This window comes from Gemmatimonas phototrophica, from assembly GCF_000695095.2.
Taxonomy (GTDB): Bacteria; Gemmatimonadota; Gemmatimonadetes; order Gemmatimonadales; family Gemmatimonadaceae; genus Gemmatimonas; species Gemmatimonas phototrophica.
In genome coordinates this window covers 1,947,875-1,971,951 of the sequence record NZ_CP011454.1, presented here as the reverse complement: position 1 = coordinate 1,971,951, position 24,077 = coordinate 1,947,875, and the positions used below count along the sequence as shown (strand labels likewise).

Here is a 24,077-nt window from a genome sequence, read left to right as displayed (position 1 = left end):
GGCGTAACTGGCACTCCGGGTGCTCCGGGCGGACTTTCGCCGCCACAGGCGCCCAGAGTGGACAGTAACACCACGCTGGCAATCACTCCCCTCCGCCCACCTTGGCTCACGCGCCGGCGAGTGCGGCGTCGATTCGCGCCGCACTGGTATTCGCAGCGTCATAGACGGCCTGCGCCGCAGCGTCCGCAGCGTCGCCGTGACTAAAGCCCAGCGCCTCTTCATTGGGCTGGATGTCGGCCACAATGACGTCGCCGTCCTTGAAGCGCCCTTCGAGCACCGCCAGCGCGAGCGGGTTTTGCAACAGCCGCTGCACGGCCCGCTTGAGTGGACGCGCACCAAAGACGGGATCGTAGCCTTCGTCGGCCAGGCGCAGACGCGCGGCGTCGGTGAGACGCAGCGTGAGCTTGCGGTCGGCGAGCAGCTTGCGGAGATGGCCCAGCTGCAGGTCCACGATATGATCGATTTCGCCGCGGCCGAGCGGGTGGAACACCACCACATCGTCAATGCGGTTGAGGAACTCCGGCTTGAAAACGCCGCGTAGCGCCGAGAGCACCTCCTGCTCCACCGTCTTCCAGGAGTCGCCACTCTGGCCACGCTCGAGGATGTATTGGCTCCCCACATTGGACGTCATGATGACCACCGCGTTGCGGAAGTCCACCGTGCGCCCCTGTGAGTCGGTGAGCCGACCGTCGTCAAGCAGCTGCAGCAGGATGTTGAAGACATCCGGATGCGCCTTTTCGATTTCGTCAAACAGGATGACCGAATACGGACGGCGGCGCACCGCTTCGGTGAGCTGCCCGCCTTCTTCGTAGCCTACGTATCCCGGTGGGGCGCCAATGAGCCGCGCAACGGCGTGCTTCTCCATGTACTCCGACATGTCGATGCGCACCATGGCGTGCTCGTCGTCGAAGAGGAATTCGGCGAGCGCCTTGGCCGTCTCCGTTTTGCCAACGCCCGTAGGGCCGAGGAAGATGAACGAGCCAATAGGGCGATTGGGGTCCTGCAGACCGGCACGCGAGCGACGGACAGCATTGGACACGGCTTTCACCGCTTCCGTCTGCCCAATGACGCGCGTCCCAAGTACCAGTTCGAGCTTGGTGAGGCGCTCACGCTCCGACTCGAGCATGCGTGTGACCGGGATGCCGGTCCACCGGGCCACCACTTCGGCGATATCGTCGGCCGCCACCTCTTCCTTGAGGAATTGCGGACGGCCGTCATGGCTGGCCAACTTGGACTCAGCGTCCTTCATGTCACGCTCGAGCTGCGGGATTCGCCCGTAGGTGATTTCCGCCGCCGTGTTGAGATCACCGCTGCGCGTCGCCTGCTCGGCCTCGAACTTCGTCTGTTCAATTTCCTGCTTGATGCGCCCTACGGCGCCAAGCGTTTCCTTTTCCTGCTGCCACTGCGCGCGCATCCCGGCGGCCGTTTCCTTGCGGTCGGCCAGTTCACGCTCGAGCGTCTGACGACGTTCCAGTGACGCCGGGTCGGTTTCCTTTTGCAGCGCCGCCTTTTCGATTTCGAGCTGCACGATGCGACGTTCCACTTCGTCGATTTCCTGCGGTACCGAATCGATTTCGATGCGCAGACGACTGGAGGCTTCGTCGATCAGGTCGATGGCCTTGTCGGGGAGGAAGCGATCGCCGATGTAGCGGTTCGAGAGCGTGGCCGCAGCGACCACGGCGCCGTCGGTGATGCGCACGCCGTGGTGCGCTTCGTAGCGCTCCTTGAGGCCGCGCAAAATGGCGATGGTGCTTTCGACGCTTGGCTCACCCACGTACACGGGCTGGAAGCGGCGCTCGAGGGCGGCGTCCTTCTCCACGTGCAGGCGGTATTCATCGAGCGTAGTGGCGCCGACGACGCGCAGTTCGCCGCGAGCGAGCATGGGCTTGAGCATGTTGCCCGCATCCATGCTGCCTTCGGCCTTGCCGGCACCAACAATGGTGTGCAGCTCGTCGATGAAGACGATGTACAGCCCTTCGGCGGCGGTGATTTCCTTGAGCACCGACTTGAGGCGCTCCTCGAACTCGCCGCGGAACTTGGCGCCGGCAATCAGGGCGCCGAGATCGAGGGAGACCAGCTTCTTGTTCTTGAGTCCTTCCGGGACGTCGCCGCTGACGATGCGCTGGGCGAGCCCTTCGGCGATAGCCGTTTTGCCCACACCGGGCTCGCCAATGAGCACCGGATTGTTCTTGGTCCGACGGGAGAGCACCTGAATGACGCGCCGGATTTCCTCGTCGCGTCCAATGACCGGATCGAGCTTGCCTTTGCGCGCGGATTCCGTGAGGTCGCGCGTGAACTTCTGCAGCGCCTGGTACTGCTGTTCGGGGGACTGGTCGGTGACCTTGTGGGCGCCGCGCACCAGCTTGAGTGCGTCCAGCAGGGCCTGGCGATGCGCGCCGGCGCTGGTGAGGACGCGGGTGCTGTCGAGTCCCTTGGCGTCGGAGAGGGCGAGGAGCAGGTGCTCGGTGGAAATGAACTCGTCGCCGAGCGTCTTGGCTTCCCGTTCGGCAGCATCAACGACTTGCGTGAGCTCGCGGCTGAAGGTGGGCTGGGCATCGCTCTGCTTGGAGTAGCGCCCGGCCTCGGTTTCGGCCGCGGTACGGATGGAGGTGACGTTGGCTCCCACACGCTGCAGCACCGGGACGACGATGCCTTCGTCCTGCGCCAGCAACGCGAGCAGCAGATGCAGATCGTAGACGAGTGGATTGCCGCCCTTGCGGGCGAGGGCCACAGCGTCGTTGAGCGCCTCAGCGCTCTTCACGGTTAAGCGGTCGGGATTGATCATGCCGGGAAGACGGGGCAATTGGGGTGCCACACAAAGACTGCCAGAGCAGCAGGCAGCGCGACGCTGGTGCCGCTTGGGTGCCGTACGCGCGTGACAATGCTGCAGTGTCAGGGGCCGTTCACCCGCGAAATGGCGGGATCGCAGCTGTGTATGCGAATCAACAGCACATGGCGCCACAATCAATGACGGACAGCAAAATGGCGCTCCGGGTCCGTCCACCCGGGGCGCCACTTTTACTGTTGATTCCTTGGGTCTCGTGGTGCTCGTGTAGCGACTGCTTACTTCACCACGATCATCTTCTTCACCAGCGGCACGCCATCCACCTCGAGGCGATACAGGTACACGCCTGAGGCGGCCTCCCGTCCGGTTGCTTGGACCTTACCATCCCAATAGGCGACGTAGTCACCACACGGAACGGCTATTTTTTCCAGCGGTTGACCACCGGCCACTCCGCTTGTTCCACCCTGCAATACCGGCGTTGCCACCACGTCCGAAAGGACGTTGTAAATCTTCAGGCTGACACGGTACTGCTTACCAGGCTGCGAACAGGTGGGTGAATCACCCACACTAAACGGAATGCGAGTCTCAGGATTGAACGGATTCGGATAGTTCTGTCCGAGCGTTGCTCCATTGCGGCGTTCCTTCCCGTCTTGCGACGTTTGGGCCTCCGCGACTCGTGGCATGAACACGCTGAGAGCGAGCACCAGACCCAGTGCTCCCCACGAACGTTTCATGGTGCTTCTCCGACTGACGAATCAGGTTCTGAGTCGACGTCTCCGTAACAGGGTGAGAAGAGCGGATCCACGGTGTTGGATCCATTGTGAAGCTATAGACGCGTGACCCCGGCCGTCAAGCAACATTCCGTGCCTCCGGAAGGGGTCCAAAACGGCTTAAAGGCCGTAAAAATCGACGTATTCATTTGTGAAACATTCACTTACGGCATTGTCTTTCACGTGTAGCGTGAGCTAAAAACTACCATCCCCCCTGTTCCCACAGCTGAAATGCCTTGAGCGGGCGATTGTCCGGGAGGTGCTGGTGCAGGAACTCGCGGAGCAGACGCTGGTGGGCGCGAATGGCAGGATCCGCGAGGGGGGGCAATCCGCCGTCGAGCCACTGGCGCAGGGTATCGCGGGCCTCCGGGGGGAGCAGTCGGCCACCAGGGATCCGGCGGGCGCAGTGGACGCAGCAGGTGCCGCCGGCCAGAGGATGAAAGCGTGCCTCGCTGGCCGGATCGATGGGCTCATGGCATTCGACACAGCTATCGATCGTGGGGCGGTACCCGACTTCCCCCAGCAGTTGCCAGAGGGCGCCCAAGGTCACGCTGGCCGTATTCTGCGGTTTGGCCGTGGCGAGCCGATCGAAGCTGTCAACAAGCGCCAGATAGACCGACGGCGCTGACTCGTCGTGCACCAGCCGCAACACGCACTCCGCGATGGTGCTCGCCGCGGTGAAGCGCCCGAGGTCGAGCGCGAGGGCTGGTCGGGCACGTGTGACATCGAAGCTGTTGAGGGCGTGGAGGTCGCGCCCCTGCTTGAGCTGCAGCTGCGCCTGCCCTTCCGCAAACAGGTCGACGGCGCTGCCAAAGCGCTTCTTGGACGACCGGGCCCCCCGCGCGACGACGGAGAGCACCCCGGCATCGCGAGTGGCCAGCCGCAGGATGCGGCTGGACTCGAGGTAGTCGGCGACGTGCAGCACGACGGCGTCGGTCTGGAGCAAAGGCATGGCGAACGATGGCGGAAACCACGGCCGTTTTGCACTCCGGGAGGGAATCGTGGCCCTCCCGGAGTACGGCTCCGCATACGCGCGGCGGCTGCCCTTACGGCCGCAGCGCCATATCCACACCGCCCTGGCCGGCCAGCACGCGACGGACTTCCTGGAACGCGGGGGAGAAGACGACAAGCGAGGTCACGGATCCGGTCCCGTTCTGAATGCAATGGAGGCGGCCAAAGGCATCAGCCTGCCCGCTGCCGCAGTTTACCGCGGCACCAGCGGCCGACTTGAGATCAAGGAATGGCGTGGCGCCGTTGGTGACGAAGGAGAGATCGTCCGCGCGCACCTTCAGAATGCGTCCAGCAAAGGCGCTGAGATTCTCATACAGCGAGACATACAGGAAGCCATCGAGGCCGAGCTTGGTGCCGGCCCCGTAGCTGCCGGCGGGCATCTGTCGTGTGAGCTGCACGCGCCGGTTACGCAGGTCAATCCGGGCCACGGAACCGGTGGCCAGTAGTGTGTACGGGAAGCTCGCAAAGCTCGCGTCGCCGCCCGCACTGAGATACGCCACGTCGCCGATGACCAACGCCGAGGCTCCGGAGCCGCGCATTCCAGTCACGTTGATCGTGTCGCGCGTCGTGCCCGTATTGGGGATGCGAATGAGACGCACGTCGCCCTGCACCGCATAGTTGGCCTTGCAGTTGGCATTGGCATCCACCACCCAGGTGGCGTTGTCGTACTGAAACATGTCGGTGGGACAGAGCCCCGCATTGGGAATACGGGTAATGGCCGGCGTGCCGGCACCGGTCACCGCGACCAGCGCAATGGCGCTTGAATCGCGGAGTGCGGCAGCAATGAGCGACTGACCATTGCTGCCACGAAACAATCGCGCGCGCGACGGATTACTGCGGGGCGGGAGCTGCAGGCGACGAAACGTGGATGCACGGACATCAGTGATGTACAGCAGGTCACCGGCCCCGCGGCTTGAAACGGCCAGCACCGTATCGCGTTCCAGCGTAAAGCCGCCGGCATCAAATTCGGTGGAGGGGCCCAGCGCCAGCTTGGTGGAGGCGGTTCCCGTATCGCCAAGAAAAGTCAGGCCGGGCTGAATGAATCCATCGAGCACCAGAATTCCGCGCGGAGGCTGCGGCGTTGTGGTGGTCGGATTGTCGCTACCGCACGCGCCGACAAGAGCGGTGGTCAGCACGAGGCCAACCAGTGTGATTGTACGACGTGAAATAGACAGAGAGAAACCTTGCTTCATCATCGAAAGGCCGATGTGGGGAGTGAGACAACGGTCCTGCAGATGCCCTCGTGCGCATGCGTAACCATGCGCCCGAAGTGCCGACGCGGGTTACGGCCGCGGCTGCAACGTGAGCGAGGCGGACCAGCCGCGCCCGGGCATTGGGAAGCCACGCACTGACTGCCACCGCACGTTGGTGGCATTGTCGAGCCCTGCCGAGAACAGGGCATCGAGGTGCGTGAACAGATGACGGCGGGTGATGGCCACATCGAGCAGCGTCACCGCCGGCAGTTCAAAGAGCGGATTTCGAGGACCGGCCGTGAACGGCCGTCGCCCCTGAAAGCGAATTACGGCACTGAGCGCGTGAGCCCCATGCTGCCAGAGCCCTTGCCCGCCCACGCTGTGCAGCGGGACGTACGGCGTGGGGATGGTGAGCCCACCGCTACGCAGCGTGGGCTGATACCAGGTGTGCCACACCCCCAGCGACAGGGCGAGTGTGTTGAGTTCAACACGCGCCTCTGTGCCGCGCAGCCGCTCGCGCCCGACATTGGCCGGACTCCAGCCAAAGTTGCCGGGGAACCAGACAATGGCGTCGCGCGTGTCGCGCGCAACCGCCTGCAGTTCGCCCGTGGCGCGCCACCGTGGCGTTTGCCAGACGCCCTGTACCCCCGTGCTGGCATCCAGCAGGACACGCTCAGGCGACAGCGCCTGCACATCCAGTCGCTGCGGCGAGGAGAAATACAAGTCGTACAGCGTTGGAACACGAACGGCCTGCGCCACGCGGGACACCAGCCGAACGACCGAACCACTACGTGTACCAGACAGCCTGACGCTGCTGCCGACGGACGCCGTGGGGAGCACGCCACTGCGTTCCACCACGTCCACCCGTACTCCAGCATCAGCGTCCACACGCTGTGCTGCGGCACCAGGGCGTTGCCATCCCCACGCGGCAAATCCGCGCGCCCGCTGCTGCTGCACGTTGCCCGTGGCGGTCAGTCCATCCGCACCACCACCCACCCGCCAGGATCCCCCGGCGACGTTTCCACGCCACTCGGCATCACTGGCCCACGCCGTCGCGCGTGAATCACGCGTTGGACTGGCGGGATCACGGTAGCGCAGCATGAACGCCCGTGCGCCCGTGGAGAGCATGCTGTTCCCAACAGCCGTCTGCCCTCGCACCATGAGCCGCGTGGTGAGTGACCGGTCACTGTCGTATGCGCGCACATTGGCGGGGCCCACCATGCCCCGCTCACCAGTGGAGAACAGCAGGTTCCACTGAGTACGCGCACTAACCAACCCGCCGGTGAAGACCGTGCGCCGCTCGTCGTTGTTGATGCGCGTTTCCGTTACCGGTTGCACACCCGCCGCGTTTACGAATGCAAAGTCATTGCGCGCCGTTCGATGGGAGAGTGCCCCGTGCCAGCGTGTCTGTTGCACCACTCCCGCCCAGGCGCCTTCGGCGACCCGCTGCCCAAAGGCCCCGCTGCGCACGCTGACGGTGCGCTGGGCGCCTGTGGTCAGCGACAACACGCCACCGCTCGCCCCACTGCCGGCGCTCAGCGGATCCGCACCGGGCAATACCGTTGCCGACTGCAGCGCCACCAGCGGGACATCGGAGACATCGGCCAGGCCGGTGGCCGGATCGTTGAGTGGCAACCCATCGAGCGTGATGACCACCTGCTCTCGCCGCGCCCCGCGCAAACTCAATCCCGATTCTCCGCGCGCCGAACGGAGCGACGTGTACGGGAGCAATCCGATCACGCCGTTCATACTGCCCACGCCGCGCTCGCGCGCCTGCTGCGCACTGATCGTTGCGTGCACGCGCGCGCCATTGGCGTCAGCCTGCGCGTTGGCAGTGACACGCTGGGTGGCCAGCACCGCAAACCCGAGGGAATCCCCCACACCACGACTCGTACGGGGGACCAGCATCACGTACACCGTCACGCCGTTACCGCTCAGGACCACCGGCCGCGGCAGATACCCCACCCGCATGATCATCAGTGCCGTGCCCACGCCCGCCCGCACCGTGGTACACGCACCTGCCGCGGTGTGCGTGGCTCCATCGGCGGCGCGCACACTGATCCCTACCACCGCCTCGCCAGTGCGAGCATCCTGCGCGCACACCCGCACAATGTCCGCAGCCGGTCCCTGCAGCAGCATGAAGAGCGCGGCGCTGATCACCGAGACCGCCCCCGGCCGCGCAGGGGCAACAGGGCCGGCACGCCAATGGCCGGATCGCGTGTGACAACCAGTGGCCAATCGTACACGGCTTCCAGGACATCGCCCCGCATCACGTCATCCACCGTGCCCGCCGCGGCCACCTGTCCCTTGTCGAGCAGCACGATGTGCTCAGCGAAGCGCGCGACAAGATTGAGCTGATGACTGACCAGCAACACGGTACGCCCTTCACGGGCGAGCGTGTCTACCAGTTCAAAGACCGCCATCTCGTGCGCGATATCGAGAAACGTGGTGGGCTCATCGAGTACCAATACGCGTGTGTCCTGTGCCAGCGCTCGCGCGATGCGCACCCGTTGCCACTCGCCCCCCGACAACGAGTCCGTGCGACGATCCACGGCGTCGAGAATGCCTGCGCGATCGAGCGCGGAGAGGACGTGCGCCCGATCGTCGGCCGAGGGTCCACCAAAGGCGCTGCGGCGCGGGTGACGCCCCAGCAATACGAACTCGCGCACCGACAGGGGCATCACCGGTTCTTCGCGCTGCGGCACGATGGCCACCTGTTGCGCGAGGTCGCGCGCGGTGCTCTGCGCGATGTTGACGCCGTCCAGTTCGATATGACCGCCAGCCAGCGGTACGCGGCGCAGCAACGCGCGTACCAGACTGCTCTTGCCGCTGCCGTTGGGGCCCACGACGGCCGTGACACATCCAGGCTGCGCGTGGAGCGTCACATTGGACAGCGCGGCAACCTCACGCTGCGGATAGCGCACCGTGACGGCGTGGAACGCGAGCGATGGGGCACCGGCATGACTGGGCGAACCAGACAGGGGTGAGACGCCGCCCGTCATGCGGCCACCTTGCGCAGACGCGACAGAAAGAACGGCACACCCACCAGCGCCGTCACGGCCCCGAGCGGCAACTCGGCCGGTGCGCGCAGCGTACGCGCCAGCAGATCGGCCGCCACCAGCAGCACGGCGCCGTAGACCGCCGACAGCAGCATCATGGGGCGGTGTTGTCGTGCCCCAAGTGCGCGGGCCAGGTTGGGTACCACCAGCCCGACAAAACCAACCAGTCCGGCAGCGGCCACCGTGGCGGCGGCCAGCCAACTGGCCACCAGAAATGTGCGCTGCGAGGCGCGATCCACGTCTACGCCGAGCGCTGCGGCGGGCTCTGCGCCCAGCGCCAACACATCGAGTTCGCGCGCGCGCCACACCAGAATGCCGCCCAGCAGCAGAACCGCCGCACCGCTGCGCAGGACGGCGCCCCACGATGCATCGGCGGCACTGCCCATCATCCACCAGAGCGCACCGCGGAGTCGTTCCGGTGGTGCGTCGGCAAGCGCCACGAGAATGGCCGCATTGGCAAAGGCCCCCACGACCACCCCGGCCATGAGCAACAATCGCGTGTCGCCACTGCCGCCTACCGTGCGTGCCAATGCCGTAACCACCAGCGTGGCTACAGCAGCGCCCGCGAAGGCGCAGGCCGTAATGAGCACAGGCGCCACCACACCAAAGGCCATGGCCATCACGGCGCCCACGGCGGCGCCGCCAGACACCCCCAGCAAATACGGTTCGGCCAAGGGATTGCGGAGCGTGCCCTGCAAGGCGCCGCCGCTCATGGCGAGCCCCGCCCCCACGATGGCGGCGAGCAGTACGCGCGGGAGACGCAAATCGCGCACGATGGAAACAGTGGATGACTCCCCAACGCCCCGGAGGGCATCCAGCACCTGTCCGACGGGCAAGGCGATGGCGCCGAGCGCGATGCCGAGCATCGCGACGAGCACCAACAGCACGCCCCCTAGCACCCATGGCCAGGCGGTACGGTTTTCGCTGTGGGAGGTATCCCCCGATTCAGCGATCACGCAAGGAATCCGCGAGTGCCGGGTGCAATGCCCGGGCGAGTTGAACGGCGGCCATCCCAAGGACCACGGACGGACGCCCGGTAACCACCGGGTCGTGCGTGATGAACCGCTGTTCGCGCACGGCGGCCAGCGCCCGCCAGCTGTCGTTGCGCCCCAGCTCAGTGGCCTGTGTGGCGCTCACAATCACGTAGGCCGGATTGCGGGCCATGACCTCTTCCATGCTCACGGATGGTGAAGGCTGCGCGAGCTCATGGAACACATTGCGAGCCCCGGCGATCTCCAGCAGTTCATCCATGTAGCTGCCCCCGCCAATGACCATGGGCGGGGTATTCCAGACGGGCCACACGACGGTGGGGCGATCGGTCACGCGTGCTGTGAGTGTTCGCACTCGATTTAGGGTGCGCTGCACCGAATCGCTGACGGCAGCCGCGCGTGCCGTTGCGCCCAGCGCCACCCCCAACGCACGCAACTGTGCGTGGAACTGCGCGATGCGGTCGACGCGCAGGGCGATCGTTCGTATGCCAGCGCGGGTCAGCGCGTCAGCCGCCGCGCGGTTCTCGGCGGTGGCATACAGAATGACCAGCGTAGGGCGGGCGGCGAGAATTGCTTCGACCGCCGGGCGAATCCCATCACCGAGCGCGGGGATGCGCTCCACCTGAGCCGGATACTTATCCCATCGGGAACGTCCCACGAGCCGCGCCTCGGCTCCAATGGCAAAGATTGCCTCGGTGGCCGCGGGATTGAGCGATACGACGCGCTCGGCGAACTGCGCATCGGTGGGGAGTGGTGCGCCAAAGTCATCGGTAACGGATGGCGCAGCCACAGACGCGCCCGCCGGTGAGGCGGACGACGCGGCACGATCGCCGGAGCACGCGACCAGCACGCTGCCGAATACCGGCAGCAGGATCGCACGCACCCTGCGTACCAATCGTGGGTGAGGAAACACGAACGGGCATCCTCTCCCACGAGAAGACGCCCGAGCACCCATGACGACGGTAATGACACGACCGCGCAGTCACGTTTGCACGAGCCCCCCCTCGAGGGTCTTCGTCAAAGAGAGAGCGCGGGTCGTCTCCTGGCTCCGGGCGACGTCACTCACCTTCCCAATCTTGCGATCAGTGGTGAACTGAGTGACGCTGCTGTGCAGTCCGTGAGGACCGCAGAGTTACCCGTTACAGTGGCGGGGCCGCACCGGCTTTTCACCGGTTTCCGTGTCCCGTGCTCGAAATCAGTTGTCCGTCGCACCCTGTGTGCGACGATTAGAACCTACCGTCCGGACCCGGCTTCAGCAAGCGCTTGCGTTAGCGCTGCCTTGAGCTCCGCGCGTCGTGCTTGATACGCGGCGGTAACCGCCGCCGACGGATTATCCTGTCGGGCATAGACGGCATCGAGGGCCGCAATCTCCTGCGCGAGCCGATCTCCGAGTGGCGTATCCGGCTCCTGCGGCCGCAGCGTGGGCACCACCTGGCCGCGCTTGCTGGCCGCGCGTTGCATGCTGCGCGTCAGTGCCAGCATCATGAGAAACCCTACCGCGACCAACAAGCCGGCAATGTAGAGATTGCGTCCGGGAGTCCCGCTGGACGGCAATTCGATAACCGCGTCGGCGTCCGGCTTGACGTCCTGCGACAGGAACCGACGGAAGTTGCGCCCTTCAAGTGCGACCGCATCGACTGAGGTGAAGCCCTGCCCTTTCACGGTGCCCTGCGCCTCTTCGAGCAGCACTTCAAAGACCACGGCGCCCGCTTCCGACCGCACGCGCAGTGGGAAGCTGCTGCTGGGTAGTTTGTACGAAAAGGCCACTTGCTTGACGCCGGGCGCGATCGGTGCGAACACCGAGACCCGGCCGTTCTGTGCCGCAAATGCATCGGGGGAGATTTCGCCTTCGTTGGCCCGCACATCGACGGCAGCGGCGGGAATTCCCACACTCCAGGTGGGCGCGGCGTTCGGTACTTCCGCCGCGATCAGCGTGGCGAGGCTGTCGTTGGAGAGCTCGAAGACCTCCACCACCGTGCGCTTGTCGGAACTGTCGGCTTTGCTGACAATGAGGTGTCGCCCCTTTACGGACAGGGGGAACGTGCGCGACGTGGTATCGAAGACGGTGATTTCGGTTTCGTCGCCAGTGGCCTTGGCGGTCTTGAGCGGCGCCGTGAAATAGGCAATGCCGCCGTAGGTGGTTGACGCGAAATAGACCGCGTCGGCATTGCCGAACGGGGTGTAGGTGAAGCGGTACCGACCGTTCGCGTCGCTGCGTACCGAATCGACCGGCCCCGCCGTGTCCTTGCCAACCCGATGCAGGGTGACCCACACGTCGCGGGTGGGGCCCATGCCCGTGGAGTCGGCCCCCTCGCGCACGGGGCGTCGGACGCGGCCTTCAACCGTACGACTGGTGGTCTGCGCGCCAGCCACCGCAGCAGTCATGAGTGTAGCGGCGAGGACGAGCAGGCTGAGCAACGGATGCTTCACGAGACGAAACACGGCACGAAGGTTCGGCACGGGGAACGGTGAACGGAGTCTCAGGGGATGAACTTGCCGAAGTCTTCCGGCCGGAGATTCTCGAGGTAAGCCTGCAATTGCTCGGCGGACAGGCCGTGCACGTCCTCCCCAGTCTCTTGAGGCGTGGGCGACGTGTCGTCGCCATCCACCTCCATGACCGAGAGCAGAGCATCTGGCGCGTAGATCGGGGCATCGAGCCGAAGCGCGATGGCGATACTGTCCGAAGGACGGGCATCGACCTCAATGAGGCCGTTGGCGCCCTCGAGCTGCATCTCCGCGAAGTACGTGCTCTTCTCCACGCGCGTAATGCTGACCCGACGCAGCGTTCCGCCGAGTCCGGTGATGAGCGCTTTGCAGAGATCGTGCGTGAGCGGGCGCTCGCGCTTGAGTTGATTCATCTGCATGAGAATGGATTCGGCCTCCGGCTTGCCGATCCATATCGGCAGCACACGGGTGCCCACCTTTTCGCGCAGGATAACGACGTACGAATTCGTCGCGCTATCGAGGCCGAGGCGGGCCACGGTGACTTCCTGCATCATGCGGACTCCGGGTGGGGATACCGAGAATACCCGCCACGGGAGCAAACCGACCGCATGGCACGCCGCCTTGCCAACATCCGGCGGCGGCGCCCCAGCGGTCGGTTGAGGTCCATGGGCGCCTGTTACAGCGCTTTCTTGAGCGCGGCGACGCGATCGGTGCGTTCCCACGTAAACGTGGTACGCGCCGACTTGCCACGGCCAATGGTTTCGGATTTCCGCCCGAAGTGCCCATAGGCGGCCGTGGCTTGATAAATGGGCTTGCGCAGGTCGAGCGCCTTGCTGATGCCACGAGGCGTCAGGTCGAAGACGGCATTGACCGCCGCTTCGATTTCACGATCAGGCACCGCGCCCGTGCCAAACGTCTGCACGTACACCGACACAGGTTCGGCCACACCAATGGCGTAGGCCACCTGCACTTCACACCGGCGCGCAAGTTTGGCGGCCACGATGTTCTTGGCCACCCAGCGTGCCGCATAGCAGGCCGAGCGATCCACCTTGGACGGGTCCTTGCCGCTGAAGGCACCGCCGCCATGACGCCCCATGCCACCGTACGTGTCCACAATGATCTTGCGCCCCGTGAGGCCGGCATCACCCTGTGGGCCGCCAATGACAAACCGGCCGGTGGGGTTGATGTGCGTCTTCATGCGGCGCGCGATGAACTCTTCGGGGATGGTCGCGTGGATGACGTCGTCGAGGATGGCGCGACGGAGTTTGGTGTTGGACACCTTTTCGTCGTGCTGGGTGGAAATGACAACGGTATCCACAGCCACTGGACGGTCGCCCTCGTAGACCACGGAGACCTGTGCCTTGCCGTCGGGGCGCAGCCAGGGATAGGTGCCGTCCTTGCGGAGCACCGAGAGCTGATGCGTGAGCGCATGCGCCAGCTGGATGGGCAACGGCATGAGCTCCGGCGTTTCGTCGGTGGCATAGCCGAACATCATTCCCTGATCACCGGCGCCGCCCGTATCCACACCCTGCGCGATGTCCGGCGACTGCCGATCGATGGTGCTCATCACGGCACACGTCTTGGCGTCGAAACCGAATTCCGCATTGTTGTAGCCAATGCCATCGATGGTCTGACGGACGATTTCCGGCAAGTGCACGTAGGCCGTGGTCGTGATTTCGCCGGCAATGACAGCGAGGCCGGTCGTGACGAGCGTCTCGCATGCCACGCGCGCGGCGGGATCCACGGTCAGGATGGCATCGAGAACGGCATCAGAGATCTGGTCCGCAATCTTGTCCGGGTGTCCTTCGGTGACTGACTCAGACGTGAAGAGATGACGATCGGCCACGGGGTGCTGGTCTCGGGGTAAGTGAATACTTCGCAAAGTCTTGGGTAGACTAGGGGAGGATCGGGGCAACTGCAACCGTTCCGGGGCCCCGGGGCACGGTGCCACCGGGGGAAACACCCCTAGAGCTGCAACTCGGCCCGAAGGCGCCGTCGCAGCAGGACCTCGGCCTCGCGGGCCGTGCTACAGGCCATGGCGGCTTGGGCGGCGTCGGCGGCCACCTCGGCCCGTACCCCACGAATGATGCGTTTCACGTCAGCGACGGCCCGCGGCGCCACGCTCAACTGGCGCAGCCCCAAGCCGAGCAAGGCGAAGACGGCGAGCGGCTGCGACGCCATTTCGCCGCAGACGCAGACATCGATGCCATGTGCGGCGCCGGTGGCCTGCACCTGTGCCATGAGACGCAGTACGGCAGGATGGAACGGCGTGAAGCGGGGCGCGAGATTGGCGTTGCCACGATCGACGGCCAGCATGTACTGCACCAGATCGTTGGAACCGATGCTGAAGAAATCCACGTCGCGGACCAGCGTATCGCAGGCCACCGCGGCGGCGGGAGTTTCAATCATGACTCCCAGCGGGACGTCATCACGGAAGGGGACGCGTCGCGCCGCCAGTTCATCAATGCATTCGCTGATCAGCTGACGCGTTTCGCGCACTTCGTCCACCGTAACGACCAGCGGCAACATGATGCGCAGATCGCCGTGTACCGCAGCCCGCAACAAGGCCCGCAGCTGCACCTTGAACAGTTCGCTCTCGTCGAGGCACATGCGAATGGCCCGCCACCCCAGGAAGGGATTGGCTTCGTGCGGGAAGCCTCCCACGGGAAGCTTGTCCCCTCCGACATCATACGTGCGGATGATGACCGTCTGACCGGCGAAGGCCTTCACCACGCGCGTATAGGCACGATACTGTTCCTCCTCGTCGGGCATGCTGGCACGCCCCACCACGAGGAATTCGGTGCGCATGAGGCCGACCCCTTCGGCACCACTGCTGGCGCCGTAGTCGGACTCTTCGGGAATATCGACATTGGCGCGGATTACCACGCGGACCCCATCGCGCGTGACGGGTTCGCTCAGCGCCAATTCGCGAATGACGTCGGCGCGCCCTTCCTCTTCGGCCACCCGTTGCCGGGCTTCATCCACTTCGTGATCGGACGGCGAGATCACCATGGTGCCTTCGGCACCGTCGAGAATGACGATTTCCCCGCCGTGCAGCGCGGTGAGGGCGTTACGCAGACCCACCACCGCCGGCAGTCCAAGCGAACGGGCGAGGATGGCCACATGAGCGGTGGCAGTTCCCGCTTCCGTGGCAATGGCGGCAATGCACTCGCGATCGAGCTGCATGGTGAGCGACGGCGTGAGATCGTGCGTCACCAGAATGGTGTTGCTGCCCCGCGGCACATCCACCGGATCGTGATCGGGCAGATCCAGCAGAATGGAGAGCACGCGGATGTGCACGTCGGTGAGGTCGCCCACCTTTTCGCGCAGCATGGGAGCGCTGGAGCGCGCAAAGTGCTGGCGCCACTCCAACAGCACGATGTCGAACGCCTTTTCCGCCCCCAGATTCTGCCGGATCAGCGCAATGGTGCTGTTCGTCAGCTCGCCATCATCGAGAATAGACAGCTGCACATCGAAGATGGCCGCTTCTTCCGGTCCGGCCTGCGCCTCCGTGCGGGCACGCAGCAGTCGCAGCCGCTCGCGCGCGCGTTCCACCGCGGCATGGAATCGTTCGATTTCCTGTTCAATGCTGCTGTCATCCACGAGTCGATGACGCACCTCCGGCACCTCCCATCGCAGGAGGTGCACGGGGCCCACGACGATCCCCGGCGACGCGGGAATGCCGCGGAGAACCGAAAGCACTCAGCTCTCTCCGAAGCGCGCCGCCACCAGTGCGGAGAGCGCCTCCAGCGCGTCGTCCGCATCAGGACCGGCGGCGCGCAGGGTGATGGTGGCGCCGTATTCCGCCGCCAGCATCATGACGCCCATGATGCTCTTGCCGTTCACCTCGAGATCATCTCGCGAGATGGTGATATCGCTCTTGAATTTCGACGCGGCTTTCACCATTTCGGCCGCGGGCCGCGCGTGCAGCCCATGCTTGTTCACGATTTGGACGGATCGTTCAGCCATTAACGGACCACCGAGTAAAGGACAAAAGCCGCGAGCAACAACAGGACGACGCGCCATCCCTCGGCACGGCTTTGCAGTCGCACGAGGAGGACAGCGAGTACCGGAGTAGCAACCGCTACTCCCATGGGGATTGGCGACAACGGGTTCTGACTACCAATGGCCCGATGGACCGCCAGCGGGAGCGCGAGCCCCCCAAGTACGGCCGACACCAGACCAATGTAGCGCGGGCCATGCTGAAGCACCGGATGTCCCAGCGCCGTGGCAACCCGCAGACCGAAACGCCAGCCGGCCCGGAGTCCCCAGTCGCGCAGCGCGAGGTGTCCGATGTTGTACAGTAAGAGGAACCCCACCATGACTCCAAGCGGGGACCAGCCAAAGCCGAAGAGCAGCAGCGCCACGAGGGAGCACGCCGGGAGCCATGCCGCCCAGACCAGACGGTCGCCGACGCTGCCGAGCGGGCCGCAGAGCGCCGTGCGGAACCGTTCAATGCGGACGGGGGGCACCTGGTCCAGTTCAGCGCGCGCCAGGGCGCCGATAGCCAGCGACGCGAGGTACGGGTGCGCGTTGAAGTAGACGGATTGTCGAGCCAACGCCTCCTTGTAGAGCGGCCCATCCACACCACCGGGGAGTTGCCGCAGCGCGGGCTCCACGCAAAAACCGACGCCATTGCCCACCAGAATTTCGTAGTTCCACGAGCCCTGGATGGCCATGCAGCGGAGCAGCATGGAAAGGCGCAAGCCTGTGGGGAGTGGCGCCGCGTCGTGAAGGGGCAATACCGGTGCCGTCCCGGTTGCCGGCGTGGCAGCGACCGGAGGGAGGGGGGACGGATGCAGGTCGGCGTCAGCCACCGGCCACCACGAGCAGTGTCCCCACGGCGAGCGAGGCCACGAACAGGCGCCGTGTGCCGCTAATGGCATGGAAGTCCTTCCAGACCGCCGACGCGGCCACCGCCGCCACACAGGCCACAATGATGGCCCGCGACAGATCTTCGTCCACCGTCCATTTGGTATTCACCATGGCGGCGACCGGGCGCGACAGCAGGTACACCACGGCTCCGATGATGGCCCCACGCATGAGGTCGGCGGTCATCCCGAACACCTGCAGCCCGACGACCGTGTTCCGTGAGCCAGCCGCCAGCTGCCCAAGACGCGGGCGGGCGAAGCGGGCGATCAGCTGGCGATGCTTGACCATGGTCCAACCACCGCCCCAGGCGGTGAGGATTCCCACCAGCACCGCCACCGCAAAGGCACCGACATCGGGGAACGAGGAGTCCGTGGCTCCGACCGCCGCCACCGCGCCCGCCACCACCGAGGCACTGCCCCACTCGGGATAACGGGAGGCCCCCACCGGGAGCGCCTCAAGAGCCAGGCATTCAAGGGCCGTCCCGCAGACCAGCCCGGCCTCCGGCGCCCCGAGAAAGGCCCCGCCCAGCGTGGCGGCCACAATAGGTCGGGAGATCATGGCCTGTGGAAAGCTCACGACATCAAGTCCCGCCACGCCTGCCAGCAGCGCCACCGGTACGAGATCCACGAGCAAGGCCAGGCCGTCCATCAGGCGCCCGGACTGGATTGCAGCAATTCTGCGAGCGGCACCGGGCGCGCGGAGGGAACGTCTTGCGCGGTGACATCCACGCCGTGCGCGGCCATCTCCTTCAGGCCTTCTTCCTCGGCCGGCGTGAGAAACACATACCGCAAGCGGCCAACACGTCCGGGAGAATGGTGCACCCCGCCTACGTTTACGGTTCGCACCTGTCCGGCGGAGGCGGTGACAAGGCGCTGCATGGTGCCAATGTCACCCACCAGGACAATGCCCGGCTTGGGATTGCGCTCAAACTCGGCCAGCTGGTTGGCGGCATCACCAACCGTGTGGAAATACACCGCCATCTCAGGCGGGACGCCCATGCGGTACAGCTCCTGCTCCCACTCACTGGAGGCCACCTCGTCGTCCACCAACACGATGAAGCCCAGCTCAAGCGGTTGCCCCCATCCCACGACCACCTGGCCGTGAATGAGACGATCATCGATACGATAAAGCGCGATGGGCATGCGAACGGTAGGAGGTCGCGACGCAGCGTCGGCGATCAGGCGCCGTGCACGACCATGGAGGCGCGGCCCCGGTCCAGCGCCGCCTGAACGGCATGCGCGGGATCGGCGTCGTCCTGCATGGCAAAGTCGAGCAGCAACGAAAGATTGATTCCGGTAACCAACAGCACACCGGGGCGATCACGAATCATACGGCGCACCGCCATGGTGCAGCTTCCAGCCGGAAGATCGGTGAAGATCACCCGCGCGTGGCTGGCGTCAAGCGCCGCCGCCAGTGTTCCCTGAATATCGTCCAGCCCCAGACCGGTGTTGGAGAAGGCAACGAACTGCCCCCCGCGACCGGTTATCTGGTCAACAGCCGAGATGATACCACTGGCAAAAGTGCCGTGCCCGGCCACGATTGCTCGCACTGGCGTTTCCTGCTCAACCCCATCGGACACTACTCGTCATCCTCCTGCAGGTAGCGCTGCACGTCCGACTTCCGGCGCATCTGGCCAATCAGTCGTTCGTTGAACGCGGTCGCGGTGTCGTACCCGCGATAATAGCGCAGGAGATGGTTCATGGCGATGACTTCGGCGATGACCGTGATGTTTTTTCCGGGGTTGAGATGCACCGTGATCTTGGGGATCTCCACGCCGAGGACGTCGATGGTCTGCACGTCCAGTCCGGTGCGATCGACCTGCGCATCGGCATCCCACTCTTCCAATACCACCACGACTTCGAGCCGCTTCTGCTGACGCACGGCATGGATACCGAAGATGGCCGGAATATCCAACAACCCAACGCCACGAATTTCCATAAAATGACGCTGTAGCTCATGGCCCTTGCCGATGAGCACATCGTTGCCACGGCGCGACACGAATACGAGGTCATCGGCCACCAGCCGATGGCCACGCTCCACCAGATCCAGCACGCACTCCGATTTCCCGATCCCGCTCTTTCCGGTAAAGAACAACCCGACCCCATACACGTCGGCGAGCGATCCATGCATGGTGGTGGTGGGCGCAAACTGGTCGGCGAGAAACGGTTTGATGAGCCGGTAGAACTCGGCGGTCTTGAGACGCGAGCGGAGCACCGTCATGCCGGCGTCATCCGCCAGACGCATGAGTGGCTCAGGTGGCTCGAGCGCCTTGGTGATGAACGCGCAGGGGATGGGGAATCCGAAGAACTGCTCGAGATTGGTGGCGCGCTGCGCCTCGTCGAGCGACTGCAGGTAGGTGATCTCGGTTTCGCCGAGCACCTGAATGCGCTGATACGGAAAGCGATTGATGTAGCCGGCAAGGACGAGCCCCGGGCTTGACGCCTCGGGGCTCGTGATCTCGCGATCGAGACCGGTGGCCGGGCCGAGCAGCTCCAATTCGAGCACATCCTTCATTTGCTCGTAGAGCATGCCTACGGTCAGGCGTTTGCTCACCCGGTGCGATCTCCATTGCGAGGTACCCGGCGGGATCGACGCACGCTGGCCACCTGGCTTTCGAGGCGGTGCACTGCCGTGCTGAGTGCCGGCGCAAAGGCATGCGCGTCGGCCACGGCGAAGAGTTCTCGATGGCGGGTTCCGCGGAGCACGATTTCGACGCGACGGGTGGGCCCGTCACCGACAAATCGTACGATGGCATTGGCGACGTGGTGCAATCGTGTCGCAATGCGGCGGATGGCCGATTCGGCCTGGGTGCGAAGCGACTCCGTCACTTCCGCGTGGTGCGCGTGCAGGATGATCTCCATCAGCGACCTTCCTCCCTTCCCACCACCTCACGGAGGTGGGCTTCGGTCTCCTTCGCGGCGTTCGCCCAGGTAAAGCCCTCGGCGAAGCGTCGTGCATTGGCCCCCAGGTGTTCGACGAGCGTCCGCTCGTCGCTGAGGCGCCGCATGCAACCAGCCATGGCAGCCACGTCTCCGTGTTTCACGAGAAACCCTGTTTCGCCGTGCCTCACGGACTCACGAATTCCCGGGGAGTTCGACGCAATCACCGGAGTTCCGCTCGCTGCTGCCTCCAGGTTCGTAATGCCCCACCCCTCCTTTGGTGATGCGAAAACCGTCGCCCAAGCCCGTCGAAGCAAGGCGCACTTCTCAGTCTCGTCAATTCGTCCTAAAAACCGTACCCGCGAAGCAACCCCAAGGGTTCCCGCCAATTGCTCAAGCTCGGCGCGAAACTCGCCAGCTCCGGCAATCTCCAGCGTGGCCTCGGGAACGTCGCAGGCGGCAAAGGCCCTGAGGACAAGATCTACTCCCTTATACTTCTTTAGGCGACCCAGATACGCAAATGTGGGGCGAGTCGCCCTTTGGGAGGGATCAGGCGTATAGTGTTGGCTATCGATTCCGGGGAAAATGACGCGAATCCGGTCGGCAGCGATGCCGCGCTGCACCAGGTCTTCCTTGGTGCTTTCGCTGATGGCCTCAAAGGCATATCGGCGATAGAACCAGGGCAGCGGCTTTTCGGAAAGCCAGACGGCGGTGGCGAGTGGGGCGGCCAATTCCTGGAAAGCGGTTCCACCAAAGAGGTGGGGGACCAGCGCGACCAGCTTGGGGGCACGCCAGGTTGGCGTGAACAGCGGCACCTTATTGATGTCTTCCACCAGCACATCGAAGCCGCGCGGGGCGAGATGGGTGTGCCAGTAGCGACGGGCCAGAAAGGGGAACGTCTGCCGGGTGCCCACGCGATGCACCTCGATGCCATCAAGCGTGGCGCGGGGCGGACAGCCCGGCCAGCCGCCGCACAGCAGCACGACCTCGTGCCCCATGGCGGCCAACCGTCCGAAGATCTCGTGCAGGTGGATTTCCGCCCCACCAGCCAGGGGATTATCCCGGCATTGCCAATTCACCACGGCAATACGCAGACGCGCGCTCGCCGTATCTCGGCGCGGCGCCACGCCTGCGCTGTTGCTCCCCGCAGCGGTCACAGCTTGCCGAGCTTGCGGGCGTAGGCGTCGAGCACGCCGTTCACGAAGCGTGCACTGCGTTCGGTGCCATAGCGTTCCGCGAGGTGCACCGCCTCCTGCAGCACCACCTTGACCGGTGCTTCGTTGCGGGCGAGTTCCGCGGCCGCAAGACGCAGGACGCTGCGTTCGATGGCACCGAGCCGTTCGAGGCGCCAGTTGTTCGTGACTTCGGCGAGCGCCGCATCGAGCTCTCCGCCGCGATCGGCCACCGTGGCCACAATGCGAGACGCAAACGTCCGCTCGTCAGGATCGATGGCGAGGTCGTCGAACACGGTGGTGGCAATACGACGCAGCTCCGTCTGATCGCCACGCACATCCGCCGCATACAAGGCCTGCAGCGCCCGCGCGCGCCCGCGCGTTTCGACCCGCTCGGCCTTCGTGGTTGGCTTGCCACGCGTGCGCTTTCCCTGCCTGGGGAGCAATGGCTCCTGCGAAGGACCATCCCAGAACGCTTCGTCGCGAAGGTTGCTCATGCGTCGTCATCCTCGCCGAAGCGGTCGTCGGCAAAGGCACGGTCGAACAGGTCGAGCACTTCGAGTGCCGCCAGCGCCGCATCAACGCCCTTGTTGCCATGCGCACCGCCGGCCCGTTCCTCGGCCTGCTCCATGGTATCCGTCGTCAGCAGTCCGAGCGTGACCGGCGCTTCGAAGTCGCGAGAGGCCTCCATGAGGCCGCGTGCCGTTTCCCCGGCCACAAACTCAAAGTGCGGCGTGCCACCGCGAATGACCGCGCCCACCACCACGGCCGCGTCGTACTTCTCGGAGGCCAGCGCACGGCGCACCGCCACGGGCAATTCCCACGCGCCCGGCACCCAGAGCACATCGATGTCCTCGAAGCGAACGCCTTTCTCGACCAACGTGCTTACCGCACCTTCGGCCAGGGGCACCGTGATGCTTTCGTTGAAGCGACTGGCCACGACCACGATGCGTCGGCCTTCCCCGCGGGGATCCCCATTGAATTCAGCCACGGCGATCTCAGACGGCGAAGAGGTGTCCAAGCTTGGTGCGCTTGGTTTCAAGATAGGAAGCGTTCTCACTGGTGGACGGTGCCTCGATACGCACACGATCCTTGAGCACGAGACCGTAGCCGTCGAGCCCCACGAGCTTGCGCGGGTTATTGGTCAGAATCCGAATGGAGCGCACGCCCAGATCGAGCAGAATTTGCGCGCCAATGCCGTAATTGCGAAGATCGGGTTTGAAGCCGAGTTGTTCATTGGCTTCGACGGTGTCGGCGCCGGTGTCCTGCAGTTCGTAGGCCTTGATCTTGTTGAGCAGACCGATGCCGCGTCCTTCCTGATCGAGATACACGATGACGCCGCGCCCCTCGGCCTGGATCATCTGCATGGCGGTTTCCAGCTGCCAGCCGCAGTCGCAGCGGCGGGAATGGAACACGTCGCCGGTGAGACATTTGCTGTGCATGCGCACCAGCACGTCTTCGCCATCGGTTACATCGCCGTAGGCGATGGCGATGTGTTCCCGGTGGTCAACGTCGTTCTTGTAGCCCACAATGCGCCAGTCCCCGTAATTGGTGGGGAGGCGCGCGTCGGCCATGCGATGCACGAGTCGTTCGTGCTGCAGTCGATAGGCCACCAGCTGCGCGATGGTGATGAAGGTGAGGCCGTGTTCCTTGGCGAACACCTCGAGCTGCGGGCGACGCGCGGTCGTGCCATCCTTGTTGAGGATTTCACAGATCACGCCGGCCGGCTGCAGGCCGGCGAGTCGCGCAATATCGACGGCCGCTTCGGTGTGGCCTACCCGCTGCAGCACGCCGCCGTTGCGGGCGCGCAGAGGGTGAATGTGGCCAGGTACCCGCAGGTCCGCGCGCGTGGCGCCGGCAGCGACGGCCACGCGAATGGTGGTGGCCCGATCGCTGGCACTGATGCCGGTGGTGACGCCGTACTTGGCCGCGGCATCAATGCTCACCGTGAAGGCGGTGGACATGGCCTCGGTGTTGTGATCCACCTGCATTTCGAGGCCCAGCCGGTCCGCCAACTCGTTGGTCATGGAAAGGCAAATCATGCCTTTGGCTTCGAGCATGAAGTTGACCATTTCCGGCGTGACGAGCTCCGCACCGCAGACGAGGTCTCCCTCGTTTTCGCGATCTTCGTCGTCGGCCACCACGACAAACTTTCCGGCGGCAATATCGGCAAGGGCCTGTTCGACCGTGCCAAAAACCGGCTCGGCGTCCTGCGCAGTGCCAGTGGGTTCCGTATCCTGCGTCATCACTTCAACTCCGTCAGTGCTGCGGCCAGTGTAGGCGCGTCGGTCGCGCGCAGATAGGGCATCAGCAGTCGTTCGATATGCTTGGCCAGCACATCGGCTTCTACATGCACATTCGCGCCGGCCGCCAGCAGGCCCAGCGTAGTGTGCTGTTTGGTGTATTCGATAATGGACAGCTGCACTCCCGTGGGGAGCAGCTCATTCACGGTGAGGCTCACGCCATTCACCGCGATGGAGCCCTTGTCCACCAGCAGGGGGCGCATGGACGCCGGCAATTCCAGATCGATGAGCCAGGCGTCGCCTTCGTCGCGGGTATCGAGCACGCGGCCAAGTCCATCCACGTGTCCGAGCACCAAGTGCCCCCCCAGCCGGTCGCCGAGCTTCATGGCGCGTTCAAGATTCACCGTGCCGCCCGTTTCCCAGTCGCCGATGGTGGTGCGCCCCAGGGTGGTTACGATCGCGGCCACGGTAAACCAGCCGCGACCACTGGCGGAGATCCCGTGTTCACGTACCGTGAGACAGGCCCCGTTGACGGCGATGCTCTCGCCGTCTGCAAGGTCGGTATACCGGCTGACGATGCGCAATTCGCGCCCGGCCGGCGTGTCGGCGACGTGCTCAATGAGCCCAACGTCGTCTACAAGCCCCGTAAACATCCTGTC

The 24,077-nt window shown here is 64.9% G+C and carries 24 protein-coding genes and 1 riboswitch; all 24 genes read right to left on the bottom strand.

Features of this window, described 5'->3' with window-relative positions; all coding sequences use genetic code 11:
- Positions 1 to 106: 106 nt before the first annotated feature.
- The 24 genes from clpB to GEMMAAP_RS08045 all read right to left on the bottom strand — a co-directional run bounded on the left by clpB (position 107) and on the right by GEMMAAP_RS08045 (position 24,071).
- Positions 107 to 2,785 (bottom strand): ATP-dependent chaperone ClpB, encoded by a 2,679-nt coding sequence (clpB, locus tag GEMMAAP_RS08160; RefSeq protein WP_043581383.1) that lies wholly within the window; start codon positions 2,783 to 2,785, stop codon positions 107 to 109.
- A gap of 278 nt (positions 2,786 to 3,063) precedes the next feature.
- Entirely contained in the window at positions 3,064 to 3,519 is a 456-nt protein-coding gene (locus GEMMAAP_RS08155; RefSeq protein ID WP_026850570.1) for a hypothetical protein, read from the bottom strand.
- Between the two features lie 238 nt (positions 3,520 to 3,757).
- A complete protein-coding gene (gene recO / locus GEMMAAP_RS08150) occupies positions 3,758 to 4,507 on the bottom strand; it encodes a DNA repair protein RecO (RefSeq protein ID WP_026850569.1) in 750 nt (249 codons plus the stop codon).
- Positions 4,508 to 4,601: 94 nt separating this feature from the next.
- The gene (locus GEMMAAP_RS08145; RefSeq protein WP_145979055.1) at positions 4,602 to 5,702 is read right to left on the bottom strand and encodes a hypothetical protein; all 1,101 of its coding nucleotides are present in this window, start codon (positions 5,700 to 5,702) and stop codon (positions 4,602 to 4,604) included.
- A 147-nt stretch (positions 5,703 to 5,849) separates the two neighbouring features.
- Complete coding sequence (locus GEMMAAP_RS08140; protein ID WP_026850567.1) at positions 5,850 to 7,919, bottom strand: TonB-dependent receptor plug domain-containing protein; 2,070 nt, start codon at positions 7,917 to 7,919, stop codon at positions 5,850 to 5,852.
- Entirely contained in the window at positions 7,916 to 8,761 is an 846-nt protein-coding gene (locus GEMMAAP_RS08135) for an ABC transporter ATP-binding protein (protein WP_026850566.1), read from the bottom strand. The genes GEMMAAP_RS08140 and GEMMAAP_RS08135 overlap by 4 nt, the downstream gene beginning before the upstream one ends.
- Complete coding sequence (locus GEMMAAP_RS08130; protein ID WP_053334420.1) at positions 8,758 to 9,774, bottom strand: FecCD family ABC transporter permease; 1,017 nt, start codon at positions 9,772 to 9,774, stop codon at positions 8,758 to 8,760. The genes GEMMAAP_RS08135 and GEMMAAP_RS08130 overlap by 4 nt, the downstream gene beginning before the upstream one ends.
- Positions 9,764 to 10,690 carry an ABC transporter substrate-binding protein gene (locus GEMMAAP_RS08125; protein WP_026850564.1) on the bottom strand — a complete coding sequence of 309 codons (927 nt, stop codon included), beginning with the start codon at positions 10,688 to 10,690 and terminating at the stop codon, positions 9,764 to 9,766. Before GEMMAAP_RS08125 ends, GEMMAAP_RS08130 begins: the two co-directional genes overlap by 11 nt.
- Before the next feature lie 133 nt (positions 10,691 to 10,823).
- Positions 10,824 to 11,030, bottom strand: a riboswitch (cobalamin riboswitch).
- Between the two features lie 10 nt (positions 11,031 to 11,040).
- Positions 11,041 to 12,267: a hypothetical protein gene (locus GEMMAAP_RS08120; RefSeq protein WP_026850563.1), complete on the bottom strand. Its 1,227-nt coding sequence runs from the start codon at positions 12,265 to 12,267 to the stop codon at positions 11,041 to 11,043.
- Between the two features lie 20 nt (positions 12,268 to 12,287).
- Complete coding sequence (locus tag GEMMAAP_RS08115; protein ID WP_043581381.1) at positions 12,288 to 12,806, bottom strand: bifunctional nuclease family protein; 519 nt, start codon at positions 12,804 to 12,806, stop codon at positions 12,288 to 12,290.
- A gap of 122 nt (positions 12,807 to 12,928) precedes the next feature.
- Complete coding sequence (gene metK / locus GEMMAAP_RS08110; protein ID WP_026850562.1) at positions 12,929 to 14,098, bottom strand: methionine adenosyltransferase; 1,170 nt, start codon at positions 14,096 to 14,098, stop codon at positions 12,929 to 12,931.
- Between the two features lie 119 nt (positions 14,099 to 14,217).
- The gene (gene ptsP, locus GEMMAAP_RS08105; RefSeq protein WP_053334419.1) at positions 14,218 to 15,954 is read right to left on the bottom strand and encodes a phosphoenolpyruvate--protein phosphotransferase; all 1,737 of its coding nucleotides are present in this window, start codon (positions 15,952 to 15,954) and stop codon (positions 14,218 to 14,220) included.
- Positions 15,955 to 16,221, bottom strand: a complete 267-nt coding sequence (locus GEMMAAP_RS08100) for an HPr family phosphocarrier protein (protein ID WP_026850561.1) — start codon at positions 16,219 to 16,221, stop codon at positions 15,955 to 15,957.
- Positions 16,221 to 17,069: a PTS system mannose/fructose/sorbose family transporter subunit IID gene (locus GEMMAAP_RS08095; protein ID WP_158514778.1), complete on the bottom strand. Its 849-nt coding sequence runs from the start codon at positions 17,067 to 17,069 to the stop codon at positions 16,221 to 16,223. Before GEMMAAP_RS08095 ends, GEMMAAP_RS08100 begins: the two co-directional genes overlap by 1 nt.
- Positions 17,062 to 17,772 carry a PTS sugar transporter subunit IIC gene (locus tag GEMMAAP_RS08090; RefSeq protein ID WP_026850559.1) on the bottom strand — a complete coding sequence of 237 codons (711 nt, stop codon included), beginning with the start codon at positions 17,770 to 17,772 and terminating at the stop codon, positions 17,062 to 17,064. The genes GEMMAAP_RS08095 and GEMMAAP_RS08090 overlap by 8 nt, the downstream gene beginning before the upstream one ends.
- Complete coding sequence (locus GEMMAAP_RS08085; protein ID WP_026850558.1) at positions 17,772 to 18,266, bottom strand: PTS sugar transporter subunit IIB; 495 nt, start codon at positions 18,264 to 18,266, stop codon at positions 17,772 to 17,774. The genes GEMMAAP_RS08090 and GEMMAAP_RS08085 overlap by 1 nt, the downstream gene beginning before the upstream one ends.
- Positions 18,267 to 18,301: 35 nt before the next feature.
- Positions 18,302 to 18,703 (bottom strand): PTS sugar transporter subunit IIA, encoded by a 402-nt coding sequence (locus GEMMAAP_RS08080; protein ID WP_026850557.1) that lies wholly within the window; start codon positions 18,701 to 18,703, stop codon positions 18,302 to 18,304.
- Entirely contained in the window at positions 18,703 to 19,677 is a 975-nt protein-coding gene (gene hprK, locus GEMMAAP_RS08075) for an HPr(Ser) kinase/phosphatase (RefSeq protein WP_026850556.1), read from the bottom strand. The genes GEMMAAP_RS08080 and hprK overlap by 1 nt, the downstream gene beginning before the upstream one ends.
- A complete protein-coding gene (locus tag GEMMAAP_RS08070) occupies positions 19,674 to 19,985 on the bottom strand; it encodes an HPF/RaiA family ribosome-associated protein (RefSeq protein WP_026850555.1) in 312 nt (103 codons plus the stop codon). The genes hprK and GEMMAAP_RS08070 overlap by 4 nt, the downstream gene beginning before the upstream one ends.
- A complete protein-coding gene (locus GEMMAAP_RS08065; protein WP_026850554.1) occupies positions 19,985 to 21,160 on the bottom strand; it encodes a glycosyltransferase family 4 protein in 1,176 nt (391 codons plus the stop codon). The genes GEMMAAP_RS08070 and GEMMAAP_RS08065 overlap by 1 nt, the downstream gene beginning before the upstream one ends.
- Positions 21,157 to 21,672: a transcription antitermination factor NusB gene (gene nusB / locus GEMMAAP_RS08060; RefSeq protein ID WP_053334418.1), complete on the bottom strand. Its 516-nt coding sequence runs from the start codon at positions 21,670 to 21,672 to the stop codon at positions 21,157 to 21,159. The genes GEMMAAP_RS08065 and nusB overlap by 4 nt, the downstream gene beginning before the upstream one ends.
- Positions 21,669 to 22,166 carry a 6,7-dimethyl-8-ribityllumazine synthase gene (gene ribH / locus GEMMAAP_RS08055; RefSeq protein ID WP_026850552.1) on the bottom strand — a complete coding sequence of 166 codons (498 nt, stop codon included), beginning with the start codon at positions 22,164 to 22,166 and terminating at the stop codon, positions 21,669 to 21,671. The genes nusB and ribH overlap by 4 nt, the downstream gene beginning before the upstream one ends.
- A gap of 7 nt (positions 22,167 to 22,173) precedes the next feature.
- Positions 22,174 to 23,421, bottom strand: a complete 1,248-nt coding sequence (locus GEMMAAP_RS08050) for a bifunctional 3,4-dihydroxy-2-butanone-4-phosphate synthase/GTP cyclohydrolase II (protein WP_026850551.1) — start codon at positions 23,419 to 23,421, stop codon at positions 22,174 to 22,176.
- Positions 23,421 to 24,071 carry a riboflavin synthase gene (locus tag GEMMAAP_RS08045; RefSeq protein ID WP_026850550.1) on the bottom strand — a complete coding sequence of 217 codons (651 nt, stop codon included), beginning with the start codon at positions 24,069 to 24,071 and terminating at the stop codon, positions 23,421 to 23,423. The genes GEMMAAP_RS08050 and GEMMAAP_RS08045 overlap by 1 nt, the downstream gene beginning before the upstream one ends.
- Positions 24,072 to 24,077 lie beyond the last annotated feature (6 nt).

What these genes read in the sequence shown, in the direction of transcription:
- clpB (WP_043581383.1), bottom strand. Translation starts at nt 2,785, where the DNA reads ATGATCAATCCCGACCGCTTAACCGTGAAGAGCGCTGAGGCGCTCAAC.
- GEMMAAP_RS08155 (WP_026850570.1), bottom strand. Translation starts at nt 3,519, where the DNA reads ATGAAACGTTCGTGGGGAGCACTGGGTCTGGTGCTCGCTCTCAGCGTG.
- recO (WP_026850569.1), bottom strand. Translation starts at nt 4,507, where the DNA reads ATGCCTTTGCTCCAGACCGACGCCGTCGTGCTGCACGTCGCCGACTAC.
- GEMMAAP_RS08135 (WP_026850566.1), bottom strand. Translation starts at nt 8,761, where the DNA reads ATGACGGGCGGCGTCTCACCCCTGTCTGGTTCGCCCAGTCATGCCGGT.
- GEMMAAP_RS08115 (WP_043581381.1), bottom strand. Translation starts at nt 12,806, where the DNA reads ATGATGCAGGAAGTCACCGTGGCCCGCCTCGGCCTCGATAGCGCGACG.
- GEMMAAP_RS08100 (WP_026850561.1), bottom strand. Translation starts at nt 16,221, where the DNA reads ATGGCTGAACGATCCGTCCAAATCGTGAACAAGCATGGGCTGCACGCG.
- GEMMAAP_RS08090 (WP_026850559.1), bottom strand. Translation starts at nt 17,772, where the DNA reads ATGGACGGCCTGGCCTTGCTCGTGGATCTCGTACCGGTGGCGCTGCTG.
- GEMMAAP_RS08085 (WP_026850558.1), bottom strand. Translation starts at nt 18,266, where the DNA reads ATGCCCATCGCGCTTTATCGTATCGATGATCGTCTCATTCACGGCCAG.
- GEMMAAP_RS08070 (WP_026850555.1), bottom strand. Translation starts at nt 19,985, where the DNA reads ATGGAGATCATCCTGCACGCGCACCACGCGGAAGTGACGGAGTCGCTT.
- nusB (WP_053334418.1), bottom strand. Translation starts at nt 21,672, where the DNA reads ATGAGCAACCTTCGCGACGAAGCGTTCTGGGATGGTCCTTCGCAGGAG.
- GEMMAAP_RS08050 (WP_026850551.1), bottom strand. Translation starts at nt 23,421, where the DNA reads ATGACGCAGGATACGGAACCCACTGGCACTGCGCAGGACGCCGAGCCG.
- GEMMAAP_RS08045 (WP_026850550.1), bottom strand. Translation starts at nt 24,071, where the DNA reads ATGTTTACGGGGCTTGTAGACGACGTTGGGCTCATTGAGCACGTCGCC.